Annotated in this window: 17 protein-coding genes; 12 read left to right on the top strand and 5 right to left on the bottom strand. The window is 65.5% G+C overall.

Annotated features, from left to right (window positions below; all coding sequences use genetic code 11):
* Positions 1-187: 187 nt before the first annotated feature.
* Together BI327_RS39175 and BI327_RS39180 are read right to left on the bottom strand one after the other, a co-directional pair.
* Positions 188-2,392, bottom strand: coding sequence for a spermine/spermidine synthase domain-containing protein (locus BI327_RS39175; RefSeq protein ID WP_076866983.1), 2,205 nt, complete (start codon positions 2,390-2,392; stop codon positions 188-190).
* Between the two features lie 492 nt (positions 2,393-2,884).
* Positions 2,885-3,310: a nuclear transport factor 2 family protein gene (locus BI327_RS39180; protein WP_076866984.1), complete on the bottom strand. Its 426-nt coding sequence runs from the start codon at positions 3,308-3,310 to the stop codon at positions 2,885-2,887.
* Between the two features lie 125 nt (positions 3,311-3,435).
* Between BI327_RS39180 and BI327_RS39185 the strand changes: the two genes are divergently transcribed.
* From BI327_RS39185 to BI327_RS39215, 7 genes are all read left to right on the top strand, one after another.
* Entirely contained in the window at positions 3,436-4,005 is a 570-nt protein-coding gene (locus BI327_RS39185) for a bifunctional transcriptional activator/DNA repair enzyme AdaA (RefSeq protein ID WP_076866985.1), read from the top strand.
* 674 nt (positions 4,006-4,679) lie between these two features.
* Positions 4,680-6,242, top strand: coding sequence for a 2-isopropylmalate synthase (locus tag BI327_RS39190; RefSeq protein WP_076866986.1), 1,563 nt, complete (start codon positions 4,680-4,682; stop codon positions 6,240-6,242).
* Between the two features lie 292 nt (positions 6,243-6,534).
* Positions 6,535-7,524 carry a LysR substrate-binding domain-containing protein gene (locus BI327_RS39195; RefSeq protein WP_076866987.1) on the top strand — a complete coding sequence of 330 codons (990 nt, stop codon included), beginning with the start codon at positions 6,535-6,537 and terminating at the stop codon, positions 7,522-7,524.
* Positions 7,525-7,660: 136 nt separating this feature from the next.
* Positions 7,661-9,274 (top strand): hypothetical protein, encoded by a 1,614-nt coding sequence (locus BI327_RS39200; protein ID WP_076866988.1) that lies wholly within the window; start codon positions 7,661-7,663, stop codon positions 9,272-9,274.
* 345 nt (positions 9,275-9,619) lie between these two features.
* Positions 9,620-10,273 carry a ClpX C4-type zinc finger protein gene (locus BI327_RS43890; protein WP_076866989.1) on the top strand — a complete coding sequence of 218 codons (654 nt, stop codon included), beginning with the start codon at positions 9,620-9,622 and terminating at the stop codon, positions 10,271-10,273.
* An 86-nt stretch (positions 10,274-10,359) separates the two neighbouring features.
* Positions 10,360-10,836, top strand: a complete 477-nt coding sequence (locus BI327_RS39210) for a GNAT family N-acetyltransferase (RefSeq protein WP_076866990.1) — start codon at positions 10,360-10,362, stop codon at positions 10,834-10,836.
* 228 nt (positions 10,837-11,064) lie between these two features.
* Positions 11,065-11,703 (top strand): HD domain-containing protein, encoded by a 639-nt coding sequence (locus tag BI327_RS39215; RefSeq protein ID WP_076867022.1) that lies wholly within the window; start codon positions 11,065-11,067, stop codon positions 11,701-11,703.
* A gap of 15 nt (positions 11,704-11,718) precedes the next feature.
* Here the strand turns inward: BI327_RS39215 and mobA are convergent, their stop codons facing one another.
* Both mobA and BI327_RS39225 read right to left on the bottom strand, forming a co-directional pair.
* The gene (gene mobA, locus BI327_RS39220; RefSeq protein WP_076866991.1) at positions 11,719-12,336 is read right to left on the bottom strand and encodes a molybdenum cofactor guanylyltransferase MobA; all 618 of its coding nucleotides are present in this window, start codon (positions 12,334-12,336) and stop codon (positions 11,719-11,721) included.
* Positions 12,329-13,213 (bottom strand): formate dehydrogenase accessory sulfurtransferase FdhD, encoded by an 885-nt coding sequence (locus BI327_RS39225; RefSeq protein ID WP_076866992.1) that lies wholly within the window; start codon positions 13,211-13,213, stop codon positions 12,329-12,331. Before BI327_RS39225 ends, mobA begins: the two co-directional genes overlap by 8 nt.
* Positions 13,214-13,396: 183 nt before the next feature.
* Between BI327_RS39225 and BI327_RS39230 the strand changes: the two genes are divergently transcribed.
* The 4 genes from BI327_RS39230 to BI327_RS39245 all read left to right on the top strand — a co-directional run bounded on the left by BI327_RS39230 (position 13,397) and on the right by BI327_RS39245 (position 20,165).
* The gene (locus BI327_RS39230) at positions 13,397-14,650 is read left to right on the top strand and encodes a molybdopterin molybdotransferase MoeA (protein WP_076866993.1); all 1,254 of its coding nucleotides are present in this window, start codon (positions 13,397-13,399) and stop codon (positions 14,648-14,650) included.
* A gap of 219 nt (positions 14,651-14,869) precedes the next feature.
* Positions 14,870-16,582 (top strand): NAD(P)H-dependent oxidoreductase subunit E, encoded by a 1,713-nt coding sequence (locus BI327_RS39235; RefSeq protein WP_076866994.1) that lies wholly within the window; start codon positions 14,870-14,872, stop codon positions 16,580-16,582.
* Between the two features lie 36 nt (positions 16,583-16,618).
* Entirely contained in the window at positions 16,619-19,420 is a 2,802-nt protein-coding gene (gene fdhF, locus BI327_RS39240; protein ID WP_076866995.1) for a formate dehydrogenase subunit alpha, read from the top strand.
* A 34-nt stretch (positions 19,421-19,454) separates the two neighbouring features.
* On the top strand, positions 19,455-20,165 hold the full coding sequence (locus tag BI327_RS39245) for a substrate-binding domain-containing protein (RefSeq protein WP_245335067.1): 711 nt from the start codon (positions 19,455-19,457) through the stop codon (positions 20,163-20,165).
* A 15-nt stretch (positions 20,166-20,180) separates the two neighbouring features.
* Here BI327_RS39245 and BI327_RS41230 read toward each other — a convergent pair whose 3' ends face one another.
* On the bottom strand, positions 20,181-20,708 hold the full coding sequence (locus BI327_RS41230) for a hypothetical protein (protein ID WP_083742403.1): 528 nt from the start codon (positions 20,706-20,708) through the stop codon (positions 20,181-20,183).
* Positions 20,709-20,746: 38 nt separating this feature from the next.
* On the opposite strand from BI327_RS41230, the gene BI327_RS39255 reads away from it, so the two are divergent.
* Positions 20,747-21,385 carry an exopolysaccharide biosynthesis protein gene (locus BI327_RS39255; protein ID WP_245335068.1) on the top strand — a complete coding sequence of 213 codons (639 nt, stop codon included), beginning with the start codon at positions 20,747-20,749 and terminating at the stop codon, positions 21,383-21,385.
* The last annotated feature ends 68 nt before the right edge of the window (positions 21,386-21,453 follow it).

Here is a 21,453-nt window from a genome sequence, read left to right on the forward strand (position 1 = left end):
TCCCCCCTTGCGGGGGGAGGGTGGGAGAGAGGGGTGGCCCCGGGCGAGATGACGAAGAACAAGCGCGTCGCCTTCCCAATCTCGATCGCGCGTCGTTGAAAGAGAAATGGAGAGAGTCACCGTGTGGTACCCCTCTCCCTAACCCTCCCCCGCAAGGGGGGAGGGAACCCTGCCGTCGGTGCGTCCCTTACTTGCGCGACGGCATCCAGGCGGACAGCAGATAGAAGCCGATCGCCACGATCAGGAGATAGCGGAAGCCGAGCAGGGTCGAGCACGACTCGGCGAGGCCGCCGATCACGGAGCCCGCGATGTTGGATCCGAACGCCTGGTCGGGATTGGCTTCGTCGCGGAACGAGCGGGCGAAGATCACGCCGGCGAAGAACATCGGGCCGAGCGCCAGCGCGCACGGGATCACGTAGCGCCAGATGATGCCGCCGCTGAGGAACGTGTCCAGCGGCACCAGCACCGCGACCGCCAGCAGCACCAATAGCCCGGCATAGTGCCGCGCCAGCCGGGTGGACGGCACCTTGATCACATATAGGTTGGCGGCGAGGATGAGCAGCAGCGCGGTGAAGAACACCGCCGAATTGACCAGCCAGGTGCTGCCGAACAGCAGCGCCATCTGCACCACCGCCTTGGTCTCCAGCAGCATGAAGGCCGCGCCGAGGAAGAACATCCGGTTGTTGGGCCGCCAGACGCCCTTCGGCTTGAACAGGTAGACCAGGCCGAGCCCGAGCACGCCGAGCAGGATCATCGAGCGAACCGTCAGGTCGGGGATCAGCCGGCCGCTGACATAGAGGAACGGCCAGTCGTCGCTGGTCGATTGCTTGGCGCCGTCATTGTCGACCACCAGCTTCGCCGGCGCCAGCGGCACCCAGTCGCCGCGCCCGGCGGCAGTCTTCTCCTGTGCTTTTTCCTGCGGCTTGTCGAAGCCGTTGACCGACAGGTTCTCCGGCGGAAGGCTGTTCAGCCAGAATTGGCCGCGGTCGCGGAACGCGGTGGAGATGCGCGGATTGCAGCCCGCGATGATGGTGGTGAAGCCGACCGCTTCGGACGACGTCAGCGTCTCCTTGTAGGGCAGCGGCAGCACCAGCGGATCGCAGCCAAACACCTGCTTCGCCATCTCGGCCACGCGCTGCACGATCCAGCCCTGGCGGTAGTAGTTGTACATCACGAAGATGCCGTCCTGCTTCAGCACGCGGCGGACGTCCTGGAATGCCTGTTCGGTGAACAGATAGCTTTCCAGACGGATGTTGGCGTAGCCGCTGTGCAGGATCAGCGAGTCGACGAGGGCGTAGACGACGAGATCGTATTTGCGCTCGGTGGTGCGCAGGAAATGCCGGCCGTCGTCGAGATGCGGCACCACCCTCGGATCCTGGTAGGGCTTGTCGGGATGGTTGTGGATGCCGATGTTCTGGATCACGGGATCGATCTCGACCGCATCGATGCGTTCGACGCCGAAGCGCAAGGCGTGCGCCAGGTCGTTGCCGGAGCCGGCGCCGATGATCATGACGTCCTTGAACGGCGCGCCGCCGCTGTGCTTCTGCAGCAGGTGGATCAGCGAATAGGACGAGCCGCGTTCGCTGAACGGCATCATCTCCTGATGGCCGATATTGTTGACGGTGATTTCGCCACTCGCCTTGTTGAGGTCGACGGCGTAGTAGGGCGACCAGCGCACGTCATGGTCGTCGGAACGATCGGTGTACCATCCGGTGAATCCGACCAGGATGACCAGCGTGACGAGGCGCAGGATCGACAGCGCCTTGTCCTGGTAGAGCAGATAGACGATGCCGGCGCAGCTGATCGCGAACCAGACCACCGGCGGCGCCTGCGCGAACGACAGCAGCGAGAACCCGACGATCCCCGCGAGGCTGCCGCCGATATTCAGCGAATAGCCGGCGACGCGGTTCGGATAGGCGTCGAAGGCGCGGCCGAGCGTCTGGCCGAGGCCGACGAACATCAGCGCGATCAGCACGAAGAACAGGCCTGCGATCGCCTCGATCGGCACCACGAACTTGGCGAGATCGGGGTTGCGATACTCGGTGCCGAAAAACACCTCCTGCGGCGAAGCCTGATGGCCGACGTCGACGGCGAATTTGCCCCAGTTGAAATACAGCGCCATGATCGTGACCACGGCCGCGAAGGTCACGAAAGCGAGCCCCGGAAACAGCGCGAGCCAGTTGGTGCTCCGCCGCGCCGCGAGGCAGCCGCAGGACATGCCGAGGAACGCCGCGAGCAGCACGATGTTGGTGAAGAATTGCAGGAAGACGACCTTGGCCGAGAACCAGCGGATGCAGGCCAGTTCGAGGAACAGGATCAGGAATCCAACCAGGAAGAGGTTGAAGCCGGCTTGTCGCTGGTTGAGCCCTTCGGCCAGTTTCGTCGCGGGCATCCCCATATCTCCTTAACCAAACAAGGTCGCGCCCAAAACAGCCGGTCGCCGGCCGCACCCTAAAGGCAACCCGTTGAGCAAAGATTGACTTATGAGCAAAGATTGACTTGGCCCGCCGCGCACGCGCAACGGTTGTCGCGATCGGCGTCACGCTTGGCATCATGGTGTAGGAGAGGTTTAGCATTGAGCATGTCTTGCTTGCGTCATGCAGGACGCGAATGTCGAGGCGGGCATCGACCGCGTGAGGAGAGCACCGTCGTCGGCTCCCTCCCCCCTTGCGGGGGAGGGTGGGGAGAGGGGTAAGCCCCGGGCGGGATGATCGTGAGAGTACCGCTATCGCAATCTCGGTTGTTGACACGCGTTGAACAGCACGTCGTGTGGCCACCCCTCTCCCTAGCCCTCCCCCGCAAGGGGGGAGGGAACCCTTCCGGCGGTGCGTCCCTTACATGAGTGCGCAGGTGTGCAACTGCGCCCGGGCGCACGCAGCCGCCTTCACGACGCAGCTTCGCCAAACACCATCTGCCAGCCCTTGCGCGTATCCATGTATTCGCGCACCTGCTTGATGCGGCCCGCCTCGACCGTGAACACGAAGCAATAGTCGTTGTCGTAGGGCCGGCCGCCCGGCAGCGTCGCGCGCATGCGCTCCTCGACGATCACGCTGTCGCCGGCGGCATGAACCGCGCGGAAGCTGATGTCGATCTCGGTGAACAGGCGGTGCATCTCGGTCGAGATGAAGCGGGCGATCACCTCCGCGCCGATCATGTGGTCGGTGTGGTCGAGCGCGACCGCGGTGGCGTTGCGCGTCGGCGCGATCCATTCGGCGTCCGGCGCGAACACTGCGGCAATCAGCCTGGCGTCGCGGGTGCGGAAGGTCTGCCAGGCGTTGAGGACGATTTCTTTGGCGGAAGGGCTGGTCATTGCGACGTCTCCGTGGTGATCGATCGGCTCGATCTAGGTCAGAGCGGCGGGGCGTGCTGGCCGGAATCGGACCTCATCACCGCCGGTCTCTTTTCTCGCTCGCGCGATGCGCTAGTGTCTGCCTCATGCTCAGCTTCGAGATCTGCAACGCGGCACGGCTGCGGCGCGACGCGCGCTATGACGGCCGCTTCTTCACCGCGGTGAAGACCACGCGGATCTATTGCCGCCCGGTCTGTCCGGTGAAGCACCCGTTGCCGCGCAACGTCACCTACTACCCGACCGCCGCCGCGGCCGAGGCGGCGGGCTATCGGCCGTGCCTGCGCTGCGGCCCGGAAACCGCGCCGTTCTGTCCGGCGTGGAACGGCACGCGCTCGACAGTTGCGCGCGCGCTGAAGCTGATCGACGGCGGTGCGCTCGAGCGCGGCTCGGTCGCAGCACTGGCCGACCGGCTCGGCATCACCTCGCGCCATCTTGGGCGGCTGTTCGAGCGCCATGTCGGCGCGAGCCCGCAGCAGGTCGCGACCACCCGCCGCGTGCAGCGCGCCAAGCGCCTGATCGACACGACAGACGATGCGATGACCGAGATCGCCTTCCGCGCCGGCTTCGGCAGCGTCCGCCGCTTCAACGCCGCCTTTGCCGACCTCTACGGCCGCGCGCCATCCAGCCTGCGCGCGTCCTCGCGCGGCCGGAGGTGAGGGGGCGAGCGCTGGGCGAGGTCGCTGCATCGCCAGCCGACGTGAGGCGAGCCCATTGGCCGGGCTCCCTTCCCCTTGCCGGATCGGATGCGAGGCGCTTGAACGATTTCGGAATATTGGAAATGTACCGCTGAGTTGCCCGACGGGTCAAGCTGCCTTGTCGATCGTCGGCAGCCGCCGGCTCCTTTGCATGGGGTTGTTTTCGATATTTTGGCCGCGCGGCTGCGGCGGTCCCGCAAGGGGGAGGAGAGGCCCACTGCTTGTGCGTCCCTGACGCGCCAGGCTGTCTTCGCCGCGTTAGGTCAACCCAGTTGACCATCTTTAGCCATTGCGGCAGCTTGCCATAATCGTCTAGAACGACGGCGCTCAGCGCGTCCCGGCAACCAACCGTCAAGGGTTTTGACCGAGGGTTTGGCGCTCAACAGGGTCTGGCAATGCTGATTCGCGGCCAAATTGATGGGATTTCGGCGGAGGTGGCCTTGGCTACCGCCACGTTCCCGGCCGTGCGGCCCACCCTCCTTATTGGCGGCCTGCTTCTTACCTGCCCCTGAGGGCCGGCTGGGCGTCTGCGCCTGGGCACTCAGGGGTTTGTACGAGATCACCGGACCCTGATATCGCCCAAGTAATTGCTCAAGGAGCAACATGACGGGCGCAAAGCTCAAAGGAATTCTGACATGGCCACCGCTGATAAGTCCGAGAAGGACCGCGTCATCATTTTCGATACCACCCTGCGCGACGGCGAGCAGTGCCCCGGCGCCACCATGACCTTCGAGGAGAAGCTCGAGGTCGCCGAGTTGCTGGACGATATGGGCGTCGACGTCATCGAGGCCGGCTTCCCGATCACCTCGGAAGGAGACTTCCAGGCGGTCAGCGAGATCGCCCGCCGCTCCAAGAACTCGGTCATCGCGGGCCTGTCCCGCGCCCACCCGGCCGACATCGACCGCTGCGCCGAGGCCGTGAAGTTCGCCCGCCGCGGCCGCGTCCACACCGTGATCGCGACCTCGCCGCTGCATATGCGGGTGAAGTTGAACAAGACCCCCGAGGAGGTCATCGAGACCTCGATCGCGATGGTCGCCCGCGCCCGCAACCAGATCGACGACGTCGAATGGTCGGCCGAGGACGGCACCCGCAGCGAGATGGACTATCTGTGCCGGATCGTCGAAGCGGTGATCAAGGCCGGCGCCACCACGGTGAACATCCCCGACACCGTCGGCTACACGGTGCCGGAGGAATATACCCACTTCATGCGGACGCTGATCGAGCGCGTGCCGAACTCCGACAAGGCGATCTTCTCGGTGCATTGCCACAACGACCTCGGCATGGCGGTGGCGAACTCGCTGGCCGGTATCGTCGGCGGCGCGCGGCAGGTCGAGTGCACCGTCAACGGCATCGGCGAGCGCGCCGGCAATGCCGCGCTGGAAGAGATCGTGATGGCGATCAACGTGCGGAACGACAAGTTTCCGTACTGGAACAAGATCGACACCACCCAGCTCACCCGCGCCTCCAAGGTGGTGTCGGCCGCCACCTCGTTCCCGGTGCAATACAACAAGGCGATCGTCGGCCGTAACGCCTTCGCCCATGAGAGCGGCATCCATCAGGACGGCGTGCTGAAGGACGCCTCGACCTACGAGATCATGCGTCCGGAGATGGTCGGCCTGAAGCAGTCCTCGCTGGTGCTGGGCAAGCATTCCGGCCGTCACGCCTTCGTCCACAAGCTGGAGGAGATGGGCTACAAGCTCGGCGCCAACCAGCTGGAGGATGCCTTTACGCGGATGAAGGCCCTGGCCGACCGCAAGAAGGACATCTACGACGAGGACATCGAGGCGCTGGTCGACCAGGAGATGGCCGCCGCCCATGACCGCATCAAGCTGACCTCGCTGACCGTGATCGCCGGCACCCATGGCCCGCAGCGCGCGACCATGAAGCTCGACGTCGACGGCCAGATCAGGATCGAGGAAGCTGAAGGCAACGGCCCGGTCGATGCGGTGTTCAACTGCATCAAGCGCCTGGTGCCGCACGAGGCCAAGCTCGAGCTGTACCAGGTCCACGCGGTGACCGAAGGCACCGACGCGCAGGCCGAAGTCTCGGTTCGTCTGGCGCATGAGGGCCGCTCGATGACCGCGCGCGCCGCCGATCCGGACACCCTGGTCGCCTCAGCAAAGGCCTATCTCGGCGCGCTGAACAAGATCGTGATGAAGCGCCAGCGCGACGTCGTCCCGGGCAAGGCTGCGGGCTGAGGCGCAAAGAGCGATCGATAGTTGGAAACGCGGTGCCTCGGCGCCGCGTTTTCGTTTGGGCAGACTGTAGAGCGGGTTAGCCGAAGGCGTAACCCGCCGCGTGGTCCGCGCACGGGGCGGCGGGTTACGGCTGCGCCTAATCCGCCCTACGCTTCCGCACCTTGGAATCAAATCAGCATTTCTCTCGGATTGTTAGAATCCTTTCCCAACAATCTTGTCCATCTCGCGCTGCTTTGGAATCTTCCACGCTATCCCCGGCGGTATCCTGTGGCCTTTCCCGGGACGCCCGCCCATGCCGATCGCCTCGATCGTATCAGACACGCAACGCAGCCCCACGGCGGCGGAGACCGCGCTGACGCGCCGGGTCGATCTCACCACGCTTCGCCTGTTCATCGCCGTCTGCGACGAGCAGAACCTCACCCGCGCCGCGCAGCGTGAGGGGATCGCGGCCTCTGCCGTGTCGAAACGCATGAACGATTTCGAGCTGGCGTTCGGCGTCACGCTGTTCAAGCGGCTCGCCAAGGGCATGGCGTTGACGCCGGCCGGCGAGGCGCTGCTGCACCACGCGCGGGTCACGCTGCTCAATGTCGAGAAAATCGCAGTCGAGCTGTCGGAATATTCGCAGGGTGTGCGCGGTCATGTCCGCATGCTCGCCAACCTCTCGGCGATCGTGCAGTATCTGCCCGAGGATCTCTCCGCCTTCTTCGCCGCACACGAGCTGCTCCGCGTCGATCTGCAGGAGCGCCCGAGCGCGCAGGTGGTGCGCGGCATCGAGGAGGGCGCGGCCGAACTCGGCATCTGCTCTGCCGAGACCGACAGCCGCGCGCTCGAAGCCTTCCATTACCGCTACGACAATCTGGTGGTGGTGATGCGGCCGGACCACCCGCTGGCCGGCCGCGAGAAGCTGCTGTTCACCGAGACGCTCGATTTCGACCACATCGGCCTGCACACCGCGAGCTCGATCTATCTGCGCTCGCAATATGCGGCCACGCAAGCCGGCAAGACGATGCGGCTGCGCATCAACGTGCCGGGCTTCGATGCGGTGTGCCGCATGGTGCAGGCCAATATGGGCCTCGGCCTGATCCCCGATCGCGCCTTCGAGGTGGTCGGCGCCGGCATGGGCCTTCGCGCCATCCCGCTGCGCGACGACTGGGGCCGGCGCGAGCTGAAGATCGTCGTCCGCGATGCCGCGCAGCTGTCGGCAACCAGCCGATTGATGCTGGATTATCTGCGCACGATCGAAGCGGATCGTCTCGGGCGCGTTGGCGGACGAGCGAGTTAGGCGCACCTGCGCGTCTGCACGCGCCGGCGCCGCCATTTCCACAATGTGAACGCCGGGTGCGTCAATCTGTCACACGAGTGTCGCGGTCGGCCTCGTATGAGGAGCCCATTCCAATTTCAAAAATGGGGGGCCTCGGATGTTCAATTCAATCGCCACATCGCAAACCACTCGCCGCGCCATTGTCCGGCGCCTGATCGCCGGGACTGCGCTCTCACCGGTGCTCTTTGCTGTCCATCCGGCACTGTCGCAGACCGTCGGCAACCCGCACGAATTGCTCGTCAGCACCGCGGTCTACGCCGGCAAGCCGTCGACCGTCACGGTCGGCCAGACGCTGCCGACCGGCGCGAAGGCGGTGGCTGACGGCACCTATCCGGGTGTCTTCAACAACGTTTCCGTCGATTCGAACTTCGGCGTGACCGCGCCGGTCGTGATCAAGAAATTTCATCTGGAAGGCCACAGGCTGCGCGAGATCGGCGCGCTGACCGTCCCGGCTGATGTGGCGGTGACGAGCTTCAGCTCGAAGTCGGAATTGTCGCTGCATCTGTCGCCCGACGGCAAGGCCGTGACGTTCATGGGCTACGACGCCGCGGTGAACGAGCTGGACGTCTCCAACTCCAATTCGCCCAATCATGTCGATCCCACCAACCCGGACACGGGCGTGCATGCGCGCGTGGTGGCGGAGCTGGATTTCGACGGCTCGCTGCACCGGACCAAGGTCAACATCTATAGCGGCGACAATGGCCGCGGCGCGATCCGTGCCAACAAGGTCAACGGCACCCAGGCCGACCAGTATTTCACGGTCGGCAATGCCGGTAACGGCAGCGGCACCCAGCCGGTGCTCGTCGTCAACGACACCGGCGTGCAACTTGCGACGCCCGGCGTCGACGGCTCCGACGCCGTGGTCGGCGTGCAGCAGGGAACGCCCGGCAGCAAGAACGGCTTCCAGTTCGGCTTCTCGGTTGCCCAGCTTGGCTTTGCCGTCGACAAGTCCGGCAAGGACGACAATTTCCGCGGCATCGCGATCTCCGGCAACACGCTTTACGTGACCAAGGGCAGCGGCAGCAACGGCATCAACACGATCTATCAGGTTGGGCAGCCCGGTGCTCTGCCGACCCGCGATACCGCCGCCGCGACGACGTTCAGCATTCTTCCGGGCTTCCCGAACAATCCCACGGCGAACTCCGGCGCGAACGGCTTCTATCCGTTCGGCATCTGGTTCGCCAATGCGACGACGCTCTACGTCGCCCAGGAAGGCGACGGCAATCTCGCCGACGCGGCCACGTCGCCGACGGCCGGCCTGCAGAAATGGGTCTATGCCAACGGCAGCTGGACCCTTGCCTACACGCTGCAGAAGGGTTTGAGCCTCGGCACCTCCTATCATGTCAACGGCTATCCGACCGATCCGGCAACCGGCGGCCTGCGCAACATCACCGGCCGTCTCAACCGCGACGGCAGTGCGACGATCTTCGCCGTGACGTCGACCGTGGGCACCTCGGTCGAGCCCGGCGCCGATCCGAACCAGGTGGTCACCATCACGGACAAGATCGCGGCGACGAAGCTGCCGGCGAATGAGGCCTTCGATGTCGTTGCGCCGCCCGCGTTCGGGATGGTCTATCGCGGCGTGTCGTTCGCCCCGGTCAATTGCGATGGCGATCATGGTCATATGAAGGACCATGGCCGTGGCCACGACAGCGACGACAATGCGCAGGACGACGTCTGCGGTCCGACCCGGATCGCCGCGGGGCATTGATTGCCTGCAGCCAGCGGAGCCTCCGCTGGTTGCTTCGCTCACGCTTCGCTTGGACTAAACGCAACAGCAGGCGCGATCGGCTGATCCCCGATCGCGCTTTCGCGATCGTCGGCGCCGCGTGCTCCGGACTGGAAAGACCCTCGATCGCGGCTGAACGCGAGGCCTGCGCTCGCTTCGAGTTGACAAGATCGTACACGCGGTCAACTATCGGTTCGGGTCGATACACCCGCCGCCTGCGCCCTTCGGGGATGGTGAACGTATCAGCGTCGCCCACACCCTCGCTATTGGCGAACGGGTCGGCAAGGCAGGCTCCGATTTTCTCCGTTCGCCGATACGGGTGCTACGATGCGCGATTTCCGCGACGCGAAGGCCATGGCGCGTTCCTTGCGTGACGCTCTCAATGCCAGGGCGCTGCAAACCAAGGCTGTACAGACCACTCACAGCGAATCCCTGGAGTTGATCGCCAAGGCGTTCGGCCTCGAGAATTGGAACGTGCTGTCGGCCAGGATCGATGCGGCGCAGCCGCCTGCCGGCGCCAAGATGCCGGATCAGCCGGCCAAGCTGCTGTATTGCTCGTTCTGCGGCAAGGACCAGAACGAGGTGAACAAGCTGGTCGCAGGGCCGGCGGTCTTCATCTGCGACGAATGCATCAGCCTGTGCAGCGACATCGTCGACGAGCAACTGCTTCGCCTCATTGCTGGCGATGACGCGAGCGCTCGCGCGATGTCGACCGCCGAGTTGGCCCATTATGTGGAGCAGGCAAACAAGGGAGCGGAGCGCAACCGTCTCGCGTTGCAGAGGATCGATGAGGTTCTCAGGCGCCGGCAGAATACATCGGATACAAATGATGGCGCGGCTCTGTCATCGGGATCTGCAAAGCTGATGCAAAAGACGTCCGATGAATTGATGACCATGAGGACGTATGCTCAGGAGCAGCTGAGGCGCTACGAGCAGGCGCAGCGAACCGTGAATTCGGTCATCGCCGCGCAGACAGGGTAGCGCGCAGGGGGCCGTCGCGCTGTCATGGCCCTTGAAATTCGACCCTCCGCGGCCATCTCGACGGGATAGCCGCGGGAAGGCCCATCATGACCATGAATCAAGTCAGGCCAGCACGTGTCGACGATGCCGCGGAGTTGACGCAGATCGCCGCGCGCGCGGTGAAGAATGACGGCTTCGACGATGACGCCGTCGCGCGCTTTATGCCCGGGCTCAGGGGCAACCTCGCGCTCATCGCAGCCGGGCTGGTCTTCGTGGCCGAGGGTGACGATGGCGTCTTGCAGGGCTGGGTGTCGATGAGGCCGACCGGATTTGGCGGGCTGGTTCTCCTGGAGGGCATCTTCGTCGACCCGGCCCACGCGCGAAGGGGCGTCGGCCGCAGACTTTTTTCGGTCGCAGTCGAGCTCTCGCGAAAGCTGGCGGGCAACGTCATCCTGATCTATTCGAGCCCGAGTTCGGTCGATTTTTATGCGCGCCTCGGCGCCAACAGGATCGGCGCCACGCCGTTCGTGTTTTCGCCCGACGTCCAGCTGATGATGTTCGCGTTCACGATTCCGCCTGCCTGAGCGGCAGGTGCTGGACGTCGATGCCCGACCAGGGCGCACAGGGCGACCGGTCAGCCGACCTGCATCGGTCTCACTATCTCACTGCAGAATTTTCATTCGGTAGAGGCCTTCCGGACGCTCCATCGCGGGTTACGTATTGCAAACGATTCACTGTCGCTCCGGCGCGCCTGAATCGCGATGCCGTTGCTATGCATCCGGCAAGGCTAGGCAGGAGACAGGAGTGCGATGATGGCGAACACGATTTCCGGCATTCAGATCCCCGACAGCAAGATTGCCCGGGAGGCCGCCGAGCTGGTGCGGCAATACGAGACCGAGATGCTGTTCAATCACTCGGTCCGCGTCTTTGTGTTCGGTGCCCTCAAGGGCGTCAGGCAGAATCTGAAGTTCGACCCGGAGCTGCTCTACGTCGCCGCGCTGTTTCATGATCTGGGCCTCGTCGATCACTTCCATACCGAGACCAAGCGCTTCGAAGTCGACGGGGCCGATGCGGCGCGCGCATTTCTCAGGAGCAACGGCATCGCGGAGCCGAAAGCGGACCTGGTGTGGGAAGCGATTGCGCTCCACACCACGCCCGGCATCCCGCAATATATGCGGCCGGAGATCGCGCTCACCAATGCGGGTGTCCTGGTCGATGCCGTCGGCGTTGGCTACGACGACTATACGGCCGCGCAGCGCGATGGCGTGCTTGCCGCGTTCCCGCGCGGTGACTTCAAGAACGAGTTCATCGAGGTGCAGACCTGCTCGGCCCTGAAGAAGCCGCAGACCACGTTCGGCACGGTCAACTTCGATTTTGTTGCAGAGTGCGACCCCACGTTTCACAGGCCGAATGCCTGCACCCGGATCCGCAACACGCGGTGGCCGAGCTGAGCGGGGCGGCAGACATCAGCCGCCGTCGACTGCGGCGAGACGATCGGCTTCCGCGATGTCCTCAACGGTGTTGGCATTGAAGAACGGATCGAGCGGCTCGGTCGGCCATTCGACCGTTGCCAGCGGATAGCGCGCGGTCCAGCGATCGATCTTGCGAACGTCCTCGACAACGAGTGCGTGGCGTAGCTCGTTGCGCAGGCGCACGCTCCAGAGGCCGATCACCGGATGGGTCTGCCCGCCGGATGACGCGACCGCGAGCTCGGCATTCTCAGCCGCACGCGCCTGCGCCAGACGTGCGACGAGATCGCGCGGCAGGAACGGACAATCGCCCGCCGCGCTTAGCACCCATTTCGCATCCGGCCGGTTGGCAGCGGTCCAGTCGAGCGCGGCCAGGATGCCGGCGAGGGGGCCGGGAAAATCGGCGACGTCGTCGGCGACGACGGGAAGCCCGAACGCGGCGAAGCGCGCCGGGTCGCCATTGGCGTTGATGATCAGCCCGCCGCATTGCGGCGCGAGCCGGTCGATCACCCGTTGCAGGATGGTGCGGCCGGCGATCTGCCGCATCGGCTTGTCGCCGCCGCCCATCCGCCGCGCGAGCCCGCCGGCCAGCAGCACGCCCGGTATGTCAGTCATGGTCGGTTTCGCCCTTGCGCTTGTGACGCATCGATTCCTCTTCGACATAGTCGAGGTTCTGGTCGTAGACGATCCGCTCTTGGCCCGACAGCGCGATGAAGCGCTTGCCGCGGGCGCGCCCGACCAGCGTCAGCCCGACCTGCCGCGCCAGATCGACGCCCCACGCCGTGAAGCCGGAGCGGGAGACCAGGATCGGGATGCCCATCCGCACCGTCTTGATCACCATCTCGGACGTCAGCCGCCCGGTGGTGTAGAGGATCTTGTCGGCGGGATCGACATTGTGGCGGTAGATCCAGCCCGCGATCTTGTCGACGGCGTTGTGCCGGCCGACATCCTCGGTGTAGCACACCGGCGTGCTCTCCTTGCACAGCACGCAGCCGTGAATGGCGCCCGCTTCCAGATAGAGCGACGGCATCGTGTTGATGGTGTGCGTCATCTGGTAGAGCCAGGAGGTCCGCAGCTCGGCCTTCGGCAGCGCGACCTTCTCGACGGCTTCGAGCAGGTCGCCGAACGCCGTTCCCTGGGCGCAGCCCGAGGTCTGGGTGCGCTTCTTCAGCTTGGCCTCGAAATTGGTGTGGTGCGCGGTGCGGACCACGACGACCTCGAGATCGTCGTCATATTCGACCTCGGTGACGACGTCGTCGTATTTCAGCATGTTCTGGTTCAAGAGGTAGCCGAGCGCGAGGTATTCGGGATAGTCGTTGATCGTCATCATCGTGACGATCTCCTGCGCGTTGAGGTACAGCGTCAACGGCCGCTCGACCGGCACCTTGATCTCGGCCCGCGCGCCGGTTTGATCGACGCCGACCACGCGCTCCGTCAGCCGCGGGTCGTCCGGGTTGGGAACAATGATGGGAGCGGTGGTTTTCGCGGTCACAGGTCGCAGTCCGATGGGTTCACACGGCAATAGAGCTGGGGATATAAGCACGATCGGAGACTGACTGACCACTCTCCGCCGCTCCGCCGGAACTGCCACGGACGATCCGGCCGTAAGGATAACGCCGCAGTTCGCGATCCGGATCGAACAAATGTCGTCGATGGCCGAGGACTGAAGGACACAATGGCGCAGCTTTCGGACGACTGCTTCGCGTTCGGCGGACCGATGATGTCGGTCGACGAGGCCGTTGCGATCATCGCCGCGCGCGTCAAGCCGGTCGGCGAGACGGAAGCCGTTGCCCTGGTGGGTGCCGACGGACGCATCCTGGCCGGCGACGTGGCCGCGCCGCTGCCGCTGCCGCCTTTCATGAATTCCGCCGTCGACGGCTACGCGGTATCCGGCGCCGACCTGCCGGCGAGCGGCGAGCGCGCGTTGCCGGTCGCCGGGCGCGTGCAGGCGGGAGCGCCGGCGCAGCCCGCGCGGCCCGGCCAGGCCGTGCGGATCTTCACCGGTGCGCCGATGCCCGGCGGCACCGATACCGTGTTCATGCAGGAAGACGTGCGGATCGACGATGCGGGCAACGTGGTGCTGCCGTCCGGTCTGAAGGCCGGCGCCAATGTGCGTCCCGCCGGCGAGGACATTGCGCGCGGCCATGTCGCGCTGGCGCAGGGGAGGCGGTTGCGTCCGCAGGACATCGCCGTTGCCGCCGCCTTCGGGCTGACCACCCTCGACGTGGTGCGGCGGCTGCGCGTCGGGGTGTTCTCCACCGGCGACGAACTGGCCGCGCCGGGGAGCGTGCGCACTGAGGCGCAACTATTCGATTCCAACCGCTTCATGCTGATGGCGATGTTGCGCAGGCTCGGCTGCGAGGTCGGCGATCTCGGCATCCTGCGCGACGAGCGCGCCGGACTCGCCACGGCGCTCAAGCAGGTCGCGCAGCGCTACGATCTGATCCTGACCACCGGCGGCGTCTCGACCGGCGAGGAGGACCACGTCAAGGCCGGCATCGAACAGGCCGGCTCGCTGGTGCTGTGGCGGATGGCGATCAAGCCGGGCCGTCCGGTGGCGATGGGCATCATCGACGGCACGCCGCTGATCGGCTTGCCCGGCAATCCCGTGGCGAGCTTCGTCACTTTCGTCCATGTGGTGCGGCCGACCGTGCTGGCGCTGTCGGGCGCGGTGCCGGCTCCCTTGCTGCCGATGCCGGTTCGCGCCGCCTTCAGCTACAAGAAGAAGAGCGGGCGGCGCGAATATGTCCGCGCCTCGCTGCGCCGGGCGGCGGATGGATCGCTGGAGGCGACCAAGTTTCCCCGCGAAGGCGCCGGGCTGCTGTCGTCGCTGGTCGAGACCGACGGACTGATCGAGCTCGGCGAGCCCGTGGTGCGGGTCGAGCCGGGCGATGTGGTCGGGTTTCTCGGCTACGCTGATCTGCTGTGAGACCGCTGACGCGGTCAAAATCGCGCGGCAGGACGACCGCGCGGCCGTTGGTGCGATAGAGAATTCAGATCGCCCGATAGGCAAACATTAACAATGACCTGCGCGGCAACCCGACGCTCCTAGAGACGTTCTAAATCTGCTTGCCTGTGGCATGCCAGAGAATAGAGTTGGTTCAGCAAGCGCGATTTGCGCAAGAGCGGAGTTCCAAGGCGAGGTTTCATGAGCGGAGACGACGTTCACAAGGTCCGCGCGTTCGAGCATCCCGGACAGGGCAGGAAGCGGGCGAAAGCCACGCCCAAGGGACGGCAGGTCGATCCCGTGTCCGCGCATGAGATCGAGGCGCTGCTCGCGAACCGGCCGAGGCAGCGCGACCTCTTGATCGAGTACCTGCATCTGATCCAGGACAAATACCATCAGATCTCGGCGGCGCATCTGGCCGCGCTCGCCGACGAGATGAAGCTGTCATTCGCCGAAGTGTTCGAGACCGCGACCTTCTACGCGCATTTCGACATCGTGAAGGAGGGCGAGCCTGACATCGCGCCGTTGACCGTGCGGGTGTGCGATTCGCTGACCTGCGCGATGCTGGGCGGCGAGAAGCTGCTGAGCGATCTTCAGTCCCGTGCCGGCCCCGGCATCCGCGTGGTGCGCGCGCCGTGCGTTGGCCGTTGTGACACGGCACCCGCGGCGGAGGTCGGCCACAACTTCGTCGATCATGCGACCGTCACCAATGTGCTCGCGGCGGCGAAGGGCAGTGACACCCACGTGCATCTCCCCAACTATGTCGGCTACGACGCCTATGTCGCCGACGGCGGATACAGGCTGCTGACGCGGCTGCGCTCGGGCGAACTGCCGCGCGAAGACCTGCTGAAGGCGCTCGATGATGCCTCGCTGCGCGGCCTCGGCGGTGCCGGCTTTCCGACCGGACGCAAATGGCGCGCCGTGCTCGGCGAGCCCGGTCCGCGGTTGATGGCGGTCAACGGCGACGAGGGCGAGCCCGGCACCTTCAAGGACCGCTATTATCTCGAGACCGATCCGCATCGCTTCCTCGAGGGCATGCTGATCGGCGCGCATGTGGTCGAGGCGCCCGAGATCTACATCTATATCCGCGACGAATACCCGGCCTGCCGCGAGATCCTCGCGCGCGAAATCGCCAAGCTGCCGCCGGGGGGCCCTGTGCTGCACATGCGGCGCGGCGCCGGCGCCTATATCTGCGGCGAGGAATCCTCGCTGCTGGAATCGCTCGAGGGCAAGCGTGGCCTGCCGCGGCACAAGCCGCCATACCCGTTCCAGGTCGGGCTGTTCGGCCTGCCGACGCTGATCAACAACATCGAGACGTTGTGGTGGGTGCGCGACATCGTCGAGAAGGGCGCCGACTGGTGGAAGAGCCACGGCCGCAACGAGCGCCACGGCCTGCGCAGCTTCTCGGTGTCGGGACGCGTCAAGCATCCCGGCGTCAAGCTCGCGCCGGCCGGCATCACGTTGCGCGAACTGATCGATGAGTTCTGCGGCGGCATGGCCGACGGCCATACCTTGCAGGCCTATCTGCCGGGCGGCGCGTCCGGCGGCATCTTGCCGGCCTCGATGGACGACATCCCGCTCGATTTCGGCACGCTGGAGAAATACGGCTGCTTCATTGGCTCCGCCGCTGTCGTCGTGCTCTCGCAGACCGACGACGTCAGGGAGGCCGCGCTGAACCTGATGAAGTTCTTCGAGGATGAGAGCTGCGGGCAATGCACGCCCTGCCGCGCCGGCACCGAGAAGGCGGCGCTGTTGATGCAGCAGCCGGTCTGGAACAAGGAACTGCTCGACCAATTGAGCCAGGCGATGCGCGACGCGTCGATCTGCGGCCTCGGTCAGGCGGCCTCCAATCCGCTGACGTCAGTGATCAAATATTTTCCGGACGGGTTTCGTCCGCAGCAGGCCGCCGAATAGGCGGGGTCGAGCAGGCGAATTTCGACGAGGATTTGAATGAGCAACCATCAGAACTCTACGCAGAAGGGTCTGGGCCCGACGATCCAGTTCGAACTCGACGGCCACCAGGTCGAAGCGCGGGCCGGCGAGACGATCTGGCAGGTCGCCAAGCGCCAGGGCACCGAGATTCCGCATCTCTGCTATTCGCCGGCGCCGGACTACCGGCCGGACGGCAATTGCCGCGCCTGCATGGTCGAGATCGAAGGCGAACGCGTGCTGGCGGCATCCTGCAAGCGGACGCCTTCGGTCGGCATGAAGGTGAAGTCGGCCAGCCAGCGCGCGGTCGCGGCGCAGAAGATGGTGATGGAGCTGCTCGTGGCGGATCAGCCGGCGCGCGAGACCTCGCACGATCCGGATTCGAAATTCTGGCACTGGGCCGAGAAGACCGGCGTGACCGAAAGCCGCTTCCCGGCGGCCGAGCGCTGGCAACCGGACACCAGCCATCCGGCGATGCGCGTCAATCTCGACGCCTGCATCCAGTGCGGCCTGTGCGTGCGCGCCTGCCGCGAGGTGCAGGTCAATGACGTGATCGGCATGGCTTATCGCAATCACGATGCGAAAATCGTGTTCGACTTCGACGATCCGATGGGCGAGTCCACTTGCGTGGCTTGCGGCGAATGCGTCCAGGCCTGCCCGACCGGCGCGCTGATGCCGGCGGTCATGCTCGACGACAAGCAGACGCGCGTCACCTATCCGGATCGCGAGGTGGATTCGCTGTGCCCGTATTGCGGCGTCGGCTGCCAGGTCACCTACCAGGTCAAGGACGAGAAGGTGATCTATGCGGAAGGCCGTGATGGTCCCGCCAATCACAACCGGCTCTGCGTCAAGGGCCGTTTCGGTTTCGACTACGTCCACCACCCGAACCGCCTGACCAAGCCGCTGGTGCGGCTGCCGGGCGTCAAGAAGGATGCCAACGATCAGGTCGATCCGGCCAATCCCTACACCCATTTCCGCGAGGCTTCGTGGGAAGAGGCGCTCGATCTCGCCGCGGCGGGCTTGCGCAAGATCCGCGACGAGAAGGGCGCCAAGGCGCTCGCCGGCTTCGGCTCGGCCAAGGGCTCCAACGAAGAGGCCTATCTGTTCCAGAAGCTGGTGCGCACCGGCTTCGGCTCCAACAATGTCGACCACTGCACGCGGCTGTGCCACGCCTCGTCGGTGGCGGCGTTGTTCGAGGGACTGAGCTCGGGTGCGGTCTCCGCACCGTTCGCGGCCGCGGCCGATGCGGAAGTGATCTGGGTGATCGGCGCCAATCCGACCGTGAACCATCCGGTCGCCGCGACCTACATCAAGAACGCTGCCAAGCGCGGCGCCAAGCTCTACGTGATGGACCCGCGCCGGCAGACGCTGTCGCGCCATGCCACCAAGCACCTCGCATTCAAGCCGGGCAGCGACGTCGCGATGCTGAACGCGATGATCCACACCATCATCACCGAAGGCCTGACCGACGAGCAGTACATCGCCGGCTACACCGAGGGCTACGACGATCTCAAGGCGAAGATCCAGGAGTTCACGCCGGAGCGCATGTCTCGGATCTGCGGCATTCCCGCCGAGACGCTGCGCGAGGTCGCGCGTGCCTACGCCAGTGCCAAGTCGTCGATCATCTTCTGGGGCATGGGCATCAGCCAGCATGTCCACGGCACCGACAATGCGCGCTGCCTGATCGCGCTCGCGCTGATCACCGGCCAGGTCGGCCGCCCCGGCACCGGGCTGCATCCGTTGCGCGGGCAGAACAATGTGCAGGGTGCCTCCGATGCCGGCTTGATCCCGATGTTCCTGCCGGACTATCAGCCGGTCGGCCGTGACGACATGCGCGGCGCCTTCGAGAAGCTGTGGGGGCAGGAGCTCGATCCGGTGCGCGGGCTGACCGTCGTCGAGATCATGAACGCGATCCACGCCGGCGAAATCCACGGCATGTATGTCGAGGGCGAAAATCCCGCGATGTCCGATCCGGATCTGCAGCACGCGCGCGAGGCGCTGGCCAAGCTCGATCATCTCGTGGTGCAGGATCTGTTCGTCACCGAGACCGCGTTCCACGCCGACGTCATCCTGCCGGCCTCGGCGTTCGCCGAGAAGTCCGGCTCCTTCACCAACACCGACCGCCGCGTGCAGCTGGCGCGCGAGGTAATCAAGCCGCCGGGCGATGCCAGGCAGGATCTCTGGATCATCCAGGAGATCGGCAAGCGGATGGGCTTGCCGTGGAATTACGCCGGGCCCGGCGAGGTCTTCACCGAGATGGCCGAGCTGATGCCGTCGCTGAAGAACATCACCTGGGAGCGGCTGCTTCGCGAGGGCGCGGTGACCTATCCGGTCGACGCTCCCGACAAGCCGGGCAACGAGATCATCTTCACCACAGGCTTCCCGACCGAGAGCGGCCGCGGCAAGATCGTGCCGGCCAAGGTGATCCCGCCGGACGAACTGCCCGACGACGAATATCCGATGGTGCTGTCGACCGGCCGCGTGCTCGAACACTGGCACACCGGCTCGATGACGCGTCGCGCCCAGGTGCTCGACCAGATCGAGCCCGAAGCCGTCGCGTTCATGACGCCAAAGGACATGCGCAAGAAGGGGCTCGCCCCCGGCGACTTCATCCGTCTCGAGACGCGCCGCGGCGCGGTCGAGGTCAAGGTCCGCGCCGACCGCGACGTGCCCGAGAACATGGTCTTCATGCCGTTCTGCTACGCGGAAGCGGCGGCGAACCTGTTGACCAACCCGGCGCTCGATCCGTTCGGCAAGATTCCGGAGTTCAAGTTCTGCGCCGTCCGCGCCGAGAAGATCGATATCCGGACTGCGGCGGAATAGCGCTCGCCGGGACGGACACGTGGAGCCGCCGCAATTGACGACGATCAAGGTCATCATCTCCGGCGGCTTCGCTGCGGTCTACCGGGAGGTGCTGCCTGAATTCGAGCGCAGCACGGGCATCGCTGTGGAAACCGGATCCGGCGCATCGGAGGGCACCGGTCCGAAAACGATCCGGCACCAGCTTGCGCACGGCACCCAGGCTGACGTGGTGATCCTCTCGCGCGAGGGGCTCAAAGGGCTGACCGAGGACGGACGGATTCGTGCGGGGTCCGAGGCCGGACTGGCGACGGCTCCCTTGGCCGCGGCGGTTCGGGCAGGCGATCCCAAGCCCGACATCGGCAACGCCATCGCCCTCAGGAAAGCCTTGATCGACGCGGGCCGGGTGGTGGCGCCGAGCAGCACCAGCGGACAGTTCGTCCGCGACAAGATCTTCCCGAAGCTCAATCTGCCGGACACGGTGCGGCTCACCCTCGAGGCGCGAGGAACCGAAGCCGCCGCAGCGCTGAGGGCAGGCAAGGCAAATTTCTCGATCGGGCCAACCAGCGAGTTGGTGCAAGAGACCGGCATCGATGTCGTTGGCCTGCTGCCTCCGGATCTCCAGCTCGTTCAAACCTTCACGGCCGCTGTCGTCAGCGACTCCAGATCGCCCGAAGCAGCGAGCCGCCTGATCGATTTTCTTTCCTCGGATACCGATATTCTGCGCGCGGCCATCAAGCGGGCAGGCATGGAGCGGCCGCGCGGATAAACCGCGGCGCGCAGCTCAATGATTGCCGGGTGCCACGTTGAGCGGCGCGCCACCGGTCGAAATCGGACCTGCCGGTTTTGGAGCGCGAACCGGCGGCTTTCTCGGCTTCGGCGCGGCGTGGGCGACCGGTGCCTGCGGTTGGTCGGCCGTTGCCACGGCCGGCGGTGGCACGGGGGCCGGAGCAGGGCGCTGCATCGCGTCGACCTTCGAGGTCAGGGCCGCGAGCTGGTCGACGATGCTCTTCAACTGCTCCTGCTGGTCCGCCACCGACTTGCCGAGTGCGCCGATGTCGTCCTCGAGCTTCTGCTGGGTGGCGAGCAGATCCGGCATCGCCTCCTTGTCGCCAGCGGCCGCTTTATCAGCCGGCGCGGCGTTGCCCAGCGAGGTGACCAGCGGCTCGATTTGCGGCCAAGCATAGACACCCCCGGCGCCCGCGCAGGCGAGGATGATGACAAGCAGGAACCACGGCCAGCGGCGGCGAGCGGCGGGAACCGGGCTTGACGGCGAATGGCGCTGCCACGCCTGATCGGAATCGTTGGTCACCCATGCTTCCTAGTCTGCTTCGGCAGCTGTTGCAATCGATGCCGAGTCTGACCAACTTGGCTGGTATGTCCCCGTCGTCCGGAGCCCCATTGGCGCCCACCCACACGTCCCAACTTCTTGAGGAACTCGTCGCTCAAGCACCGGACGGCCCCGTCGATCTCGAATGGCTCCTCAGCAACCTGGACAAGCGCTCGTTCGGTCTTCTCCTGCTGCTGCTCGGGCTCCTGGTCATCATTCCGGGCGTTGCGACGATCGCGACGCTGGCGCTGCTGTTTCCGGCGGTCGAGATGATGCTTGGCCACAGCGCGCCGTCGTTTCCGCAGTTCGTGTCGAAGCGACAGTTCGACTTCAAGCGCTTCAAGCGGTTCACCGTGCGGGTGCGCCCGATGCTCCAGGCGATCGAGCGCCTCAGCCGGCCGCGCTGGGACGCGCGTCGCGACGTGATCGACCGTCTCGTCGGATTGGTCGTCTTCCTGCTGGCCTTCTCGGCAGGCTGGCCGCTGCCGCTGGTCAACGTCATTCCCGGAGTGGTGGTCGTCCTGATCGCGATCGCGTATTTGCAGGAGGACGGTCTGTTGCTGACCATTGCGATGGCGGCTGCGCTGATCTGCCTCCTTGGGCTCGGATGGACGCTGTGGGCATCGTTTGGCGCCGTGATGGGCTGGATGGGGCTGTGACGTTCGACGACGCGTGCCCAAGGGCGCGCTGGTCCCGCGCAGAGCGGGTTGTTGCATTGGCGGGTCGT

The organism is Bradyrhizobium mercantei, assembly GCF_001982635.1.
Lineage (GTDB): Bacteria > Pseudomonadota > Alphaproteobacteria > Rhizobiales > Xanthobacteraceae > Bradyrhizobium > Bradyrhizobium mercantei.

Coding starts and splice junctions, on each gene's coding strand:
- BI327_RS39175 (WP_076866983.1), bottom strand. CDS start 2,392: ATGCCCGCGACGAAACTGGCCGAAGGGCTCAACCAGCGACAAGCCGGC.
- BI327_RS39185 (WP_076866985.1), top strand. CDS start 3,436: ATGCTCAGCTTCGAGATCTGCAACGCGGCACGGCTGCGGCGCGACGCG.
- fdhF (WP_076866995.1), top strand. CDS start 16,619: ATGAGCAACCATCAGAACTCTACGCAGAAGGGTCTGGGCCCGACGATC.
- mobA (WP_076866991.1), bottom strand. CDS start 12,336: ATGACTGACATACCGGGCGTGCTGCTGGCCGGCGGGCTCGCGCGGCGG.
- BI327_RS39200 (WP_076866988.1), top strand. CDS start 7,661: ATGTTCAATTCAATCGCCACATCGCAAACCACTCGCCGCGCCATTGTC.
- BI327_RS39255 (WP_245335068.1), top strand. CDS start 20,747: ATGCCGAGTCTGACCAACTTGGCTGGTATGTCCCCGTCGTCCGGAGCC.
- BI327_RS39180 (WP_076866984.1), bottom strand. CDS start 3,310: ATGACCAGCCCTTCCGCCAAAGAAATCGTCCTCAACGCCTGGCAGACC.
- BI327_RS39215 (WP_076867022.1), top strand. CDS start 11,065: ATGGCGAACACGATTTCCGGCATTCAGATCCCCGACAGCAAGATTGCC.
- BI327_RS39195 (WP_076866987.1), top strand. CDS start 6,535: ATGCCGATCGCCTCGATCGTATCAGACACGCAACGCAGCCCCACGGCG.
- BI327_RS43890 (WP_076866989.1), top strand. CDS start 9,620: ATGCGCGATTTCCGCGACGCGAAGGCCATGGCGCGTTCCTTGCGTGAC.
- BI327_RS39190 (WP_076866986.1), top strand. CDS start 4,680: ATGGCCACCGCTGATAAGTCCGAGAAGGACCGCGTCATCATTTTCGAT.
- BI327_RS39210 (WP_076866990.1), top strand. CDS start 10,360: ATGACCATGAATCAAGTCAGGCCAGCACGTGTCGACGATGCCGCGGAG.
- BI327_RS39230 (WP_076866993.1), top strand. CDS start 13,397: ATGGCGCAGCTTTCGGACGACTGCTTCGCGTTCGGCGGACCGATGATG.
- BI327_RS39235 (WP_076866994.1), top strand. CDS start 14,870: ATGAGCGGAGACGACGTTCACAAGGTCCGCGCGTTCGAGCATCCCGGA.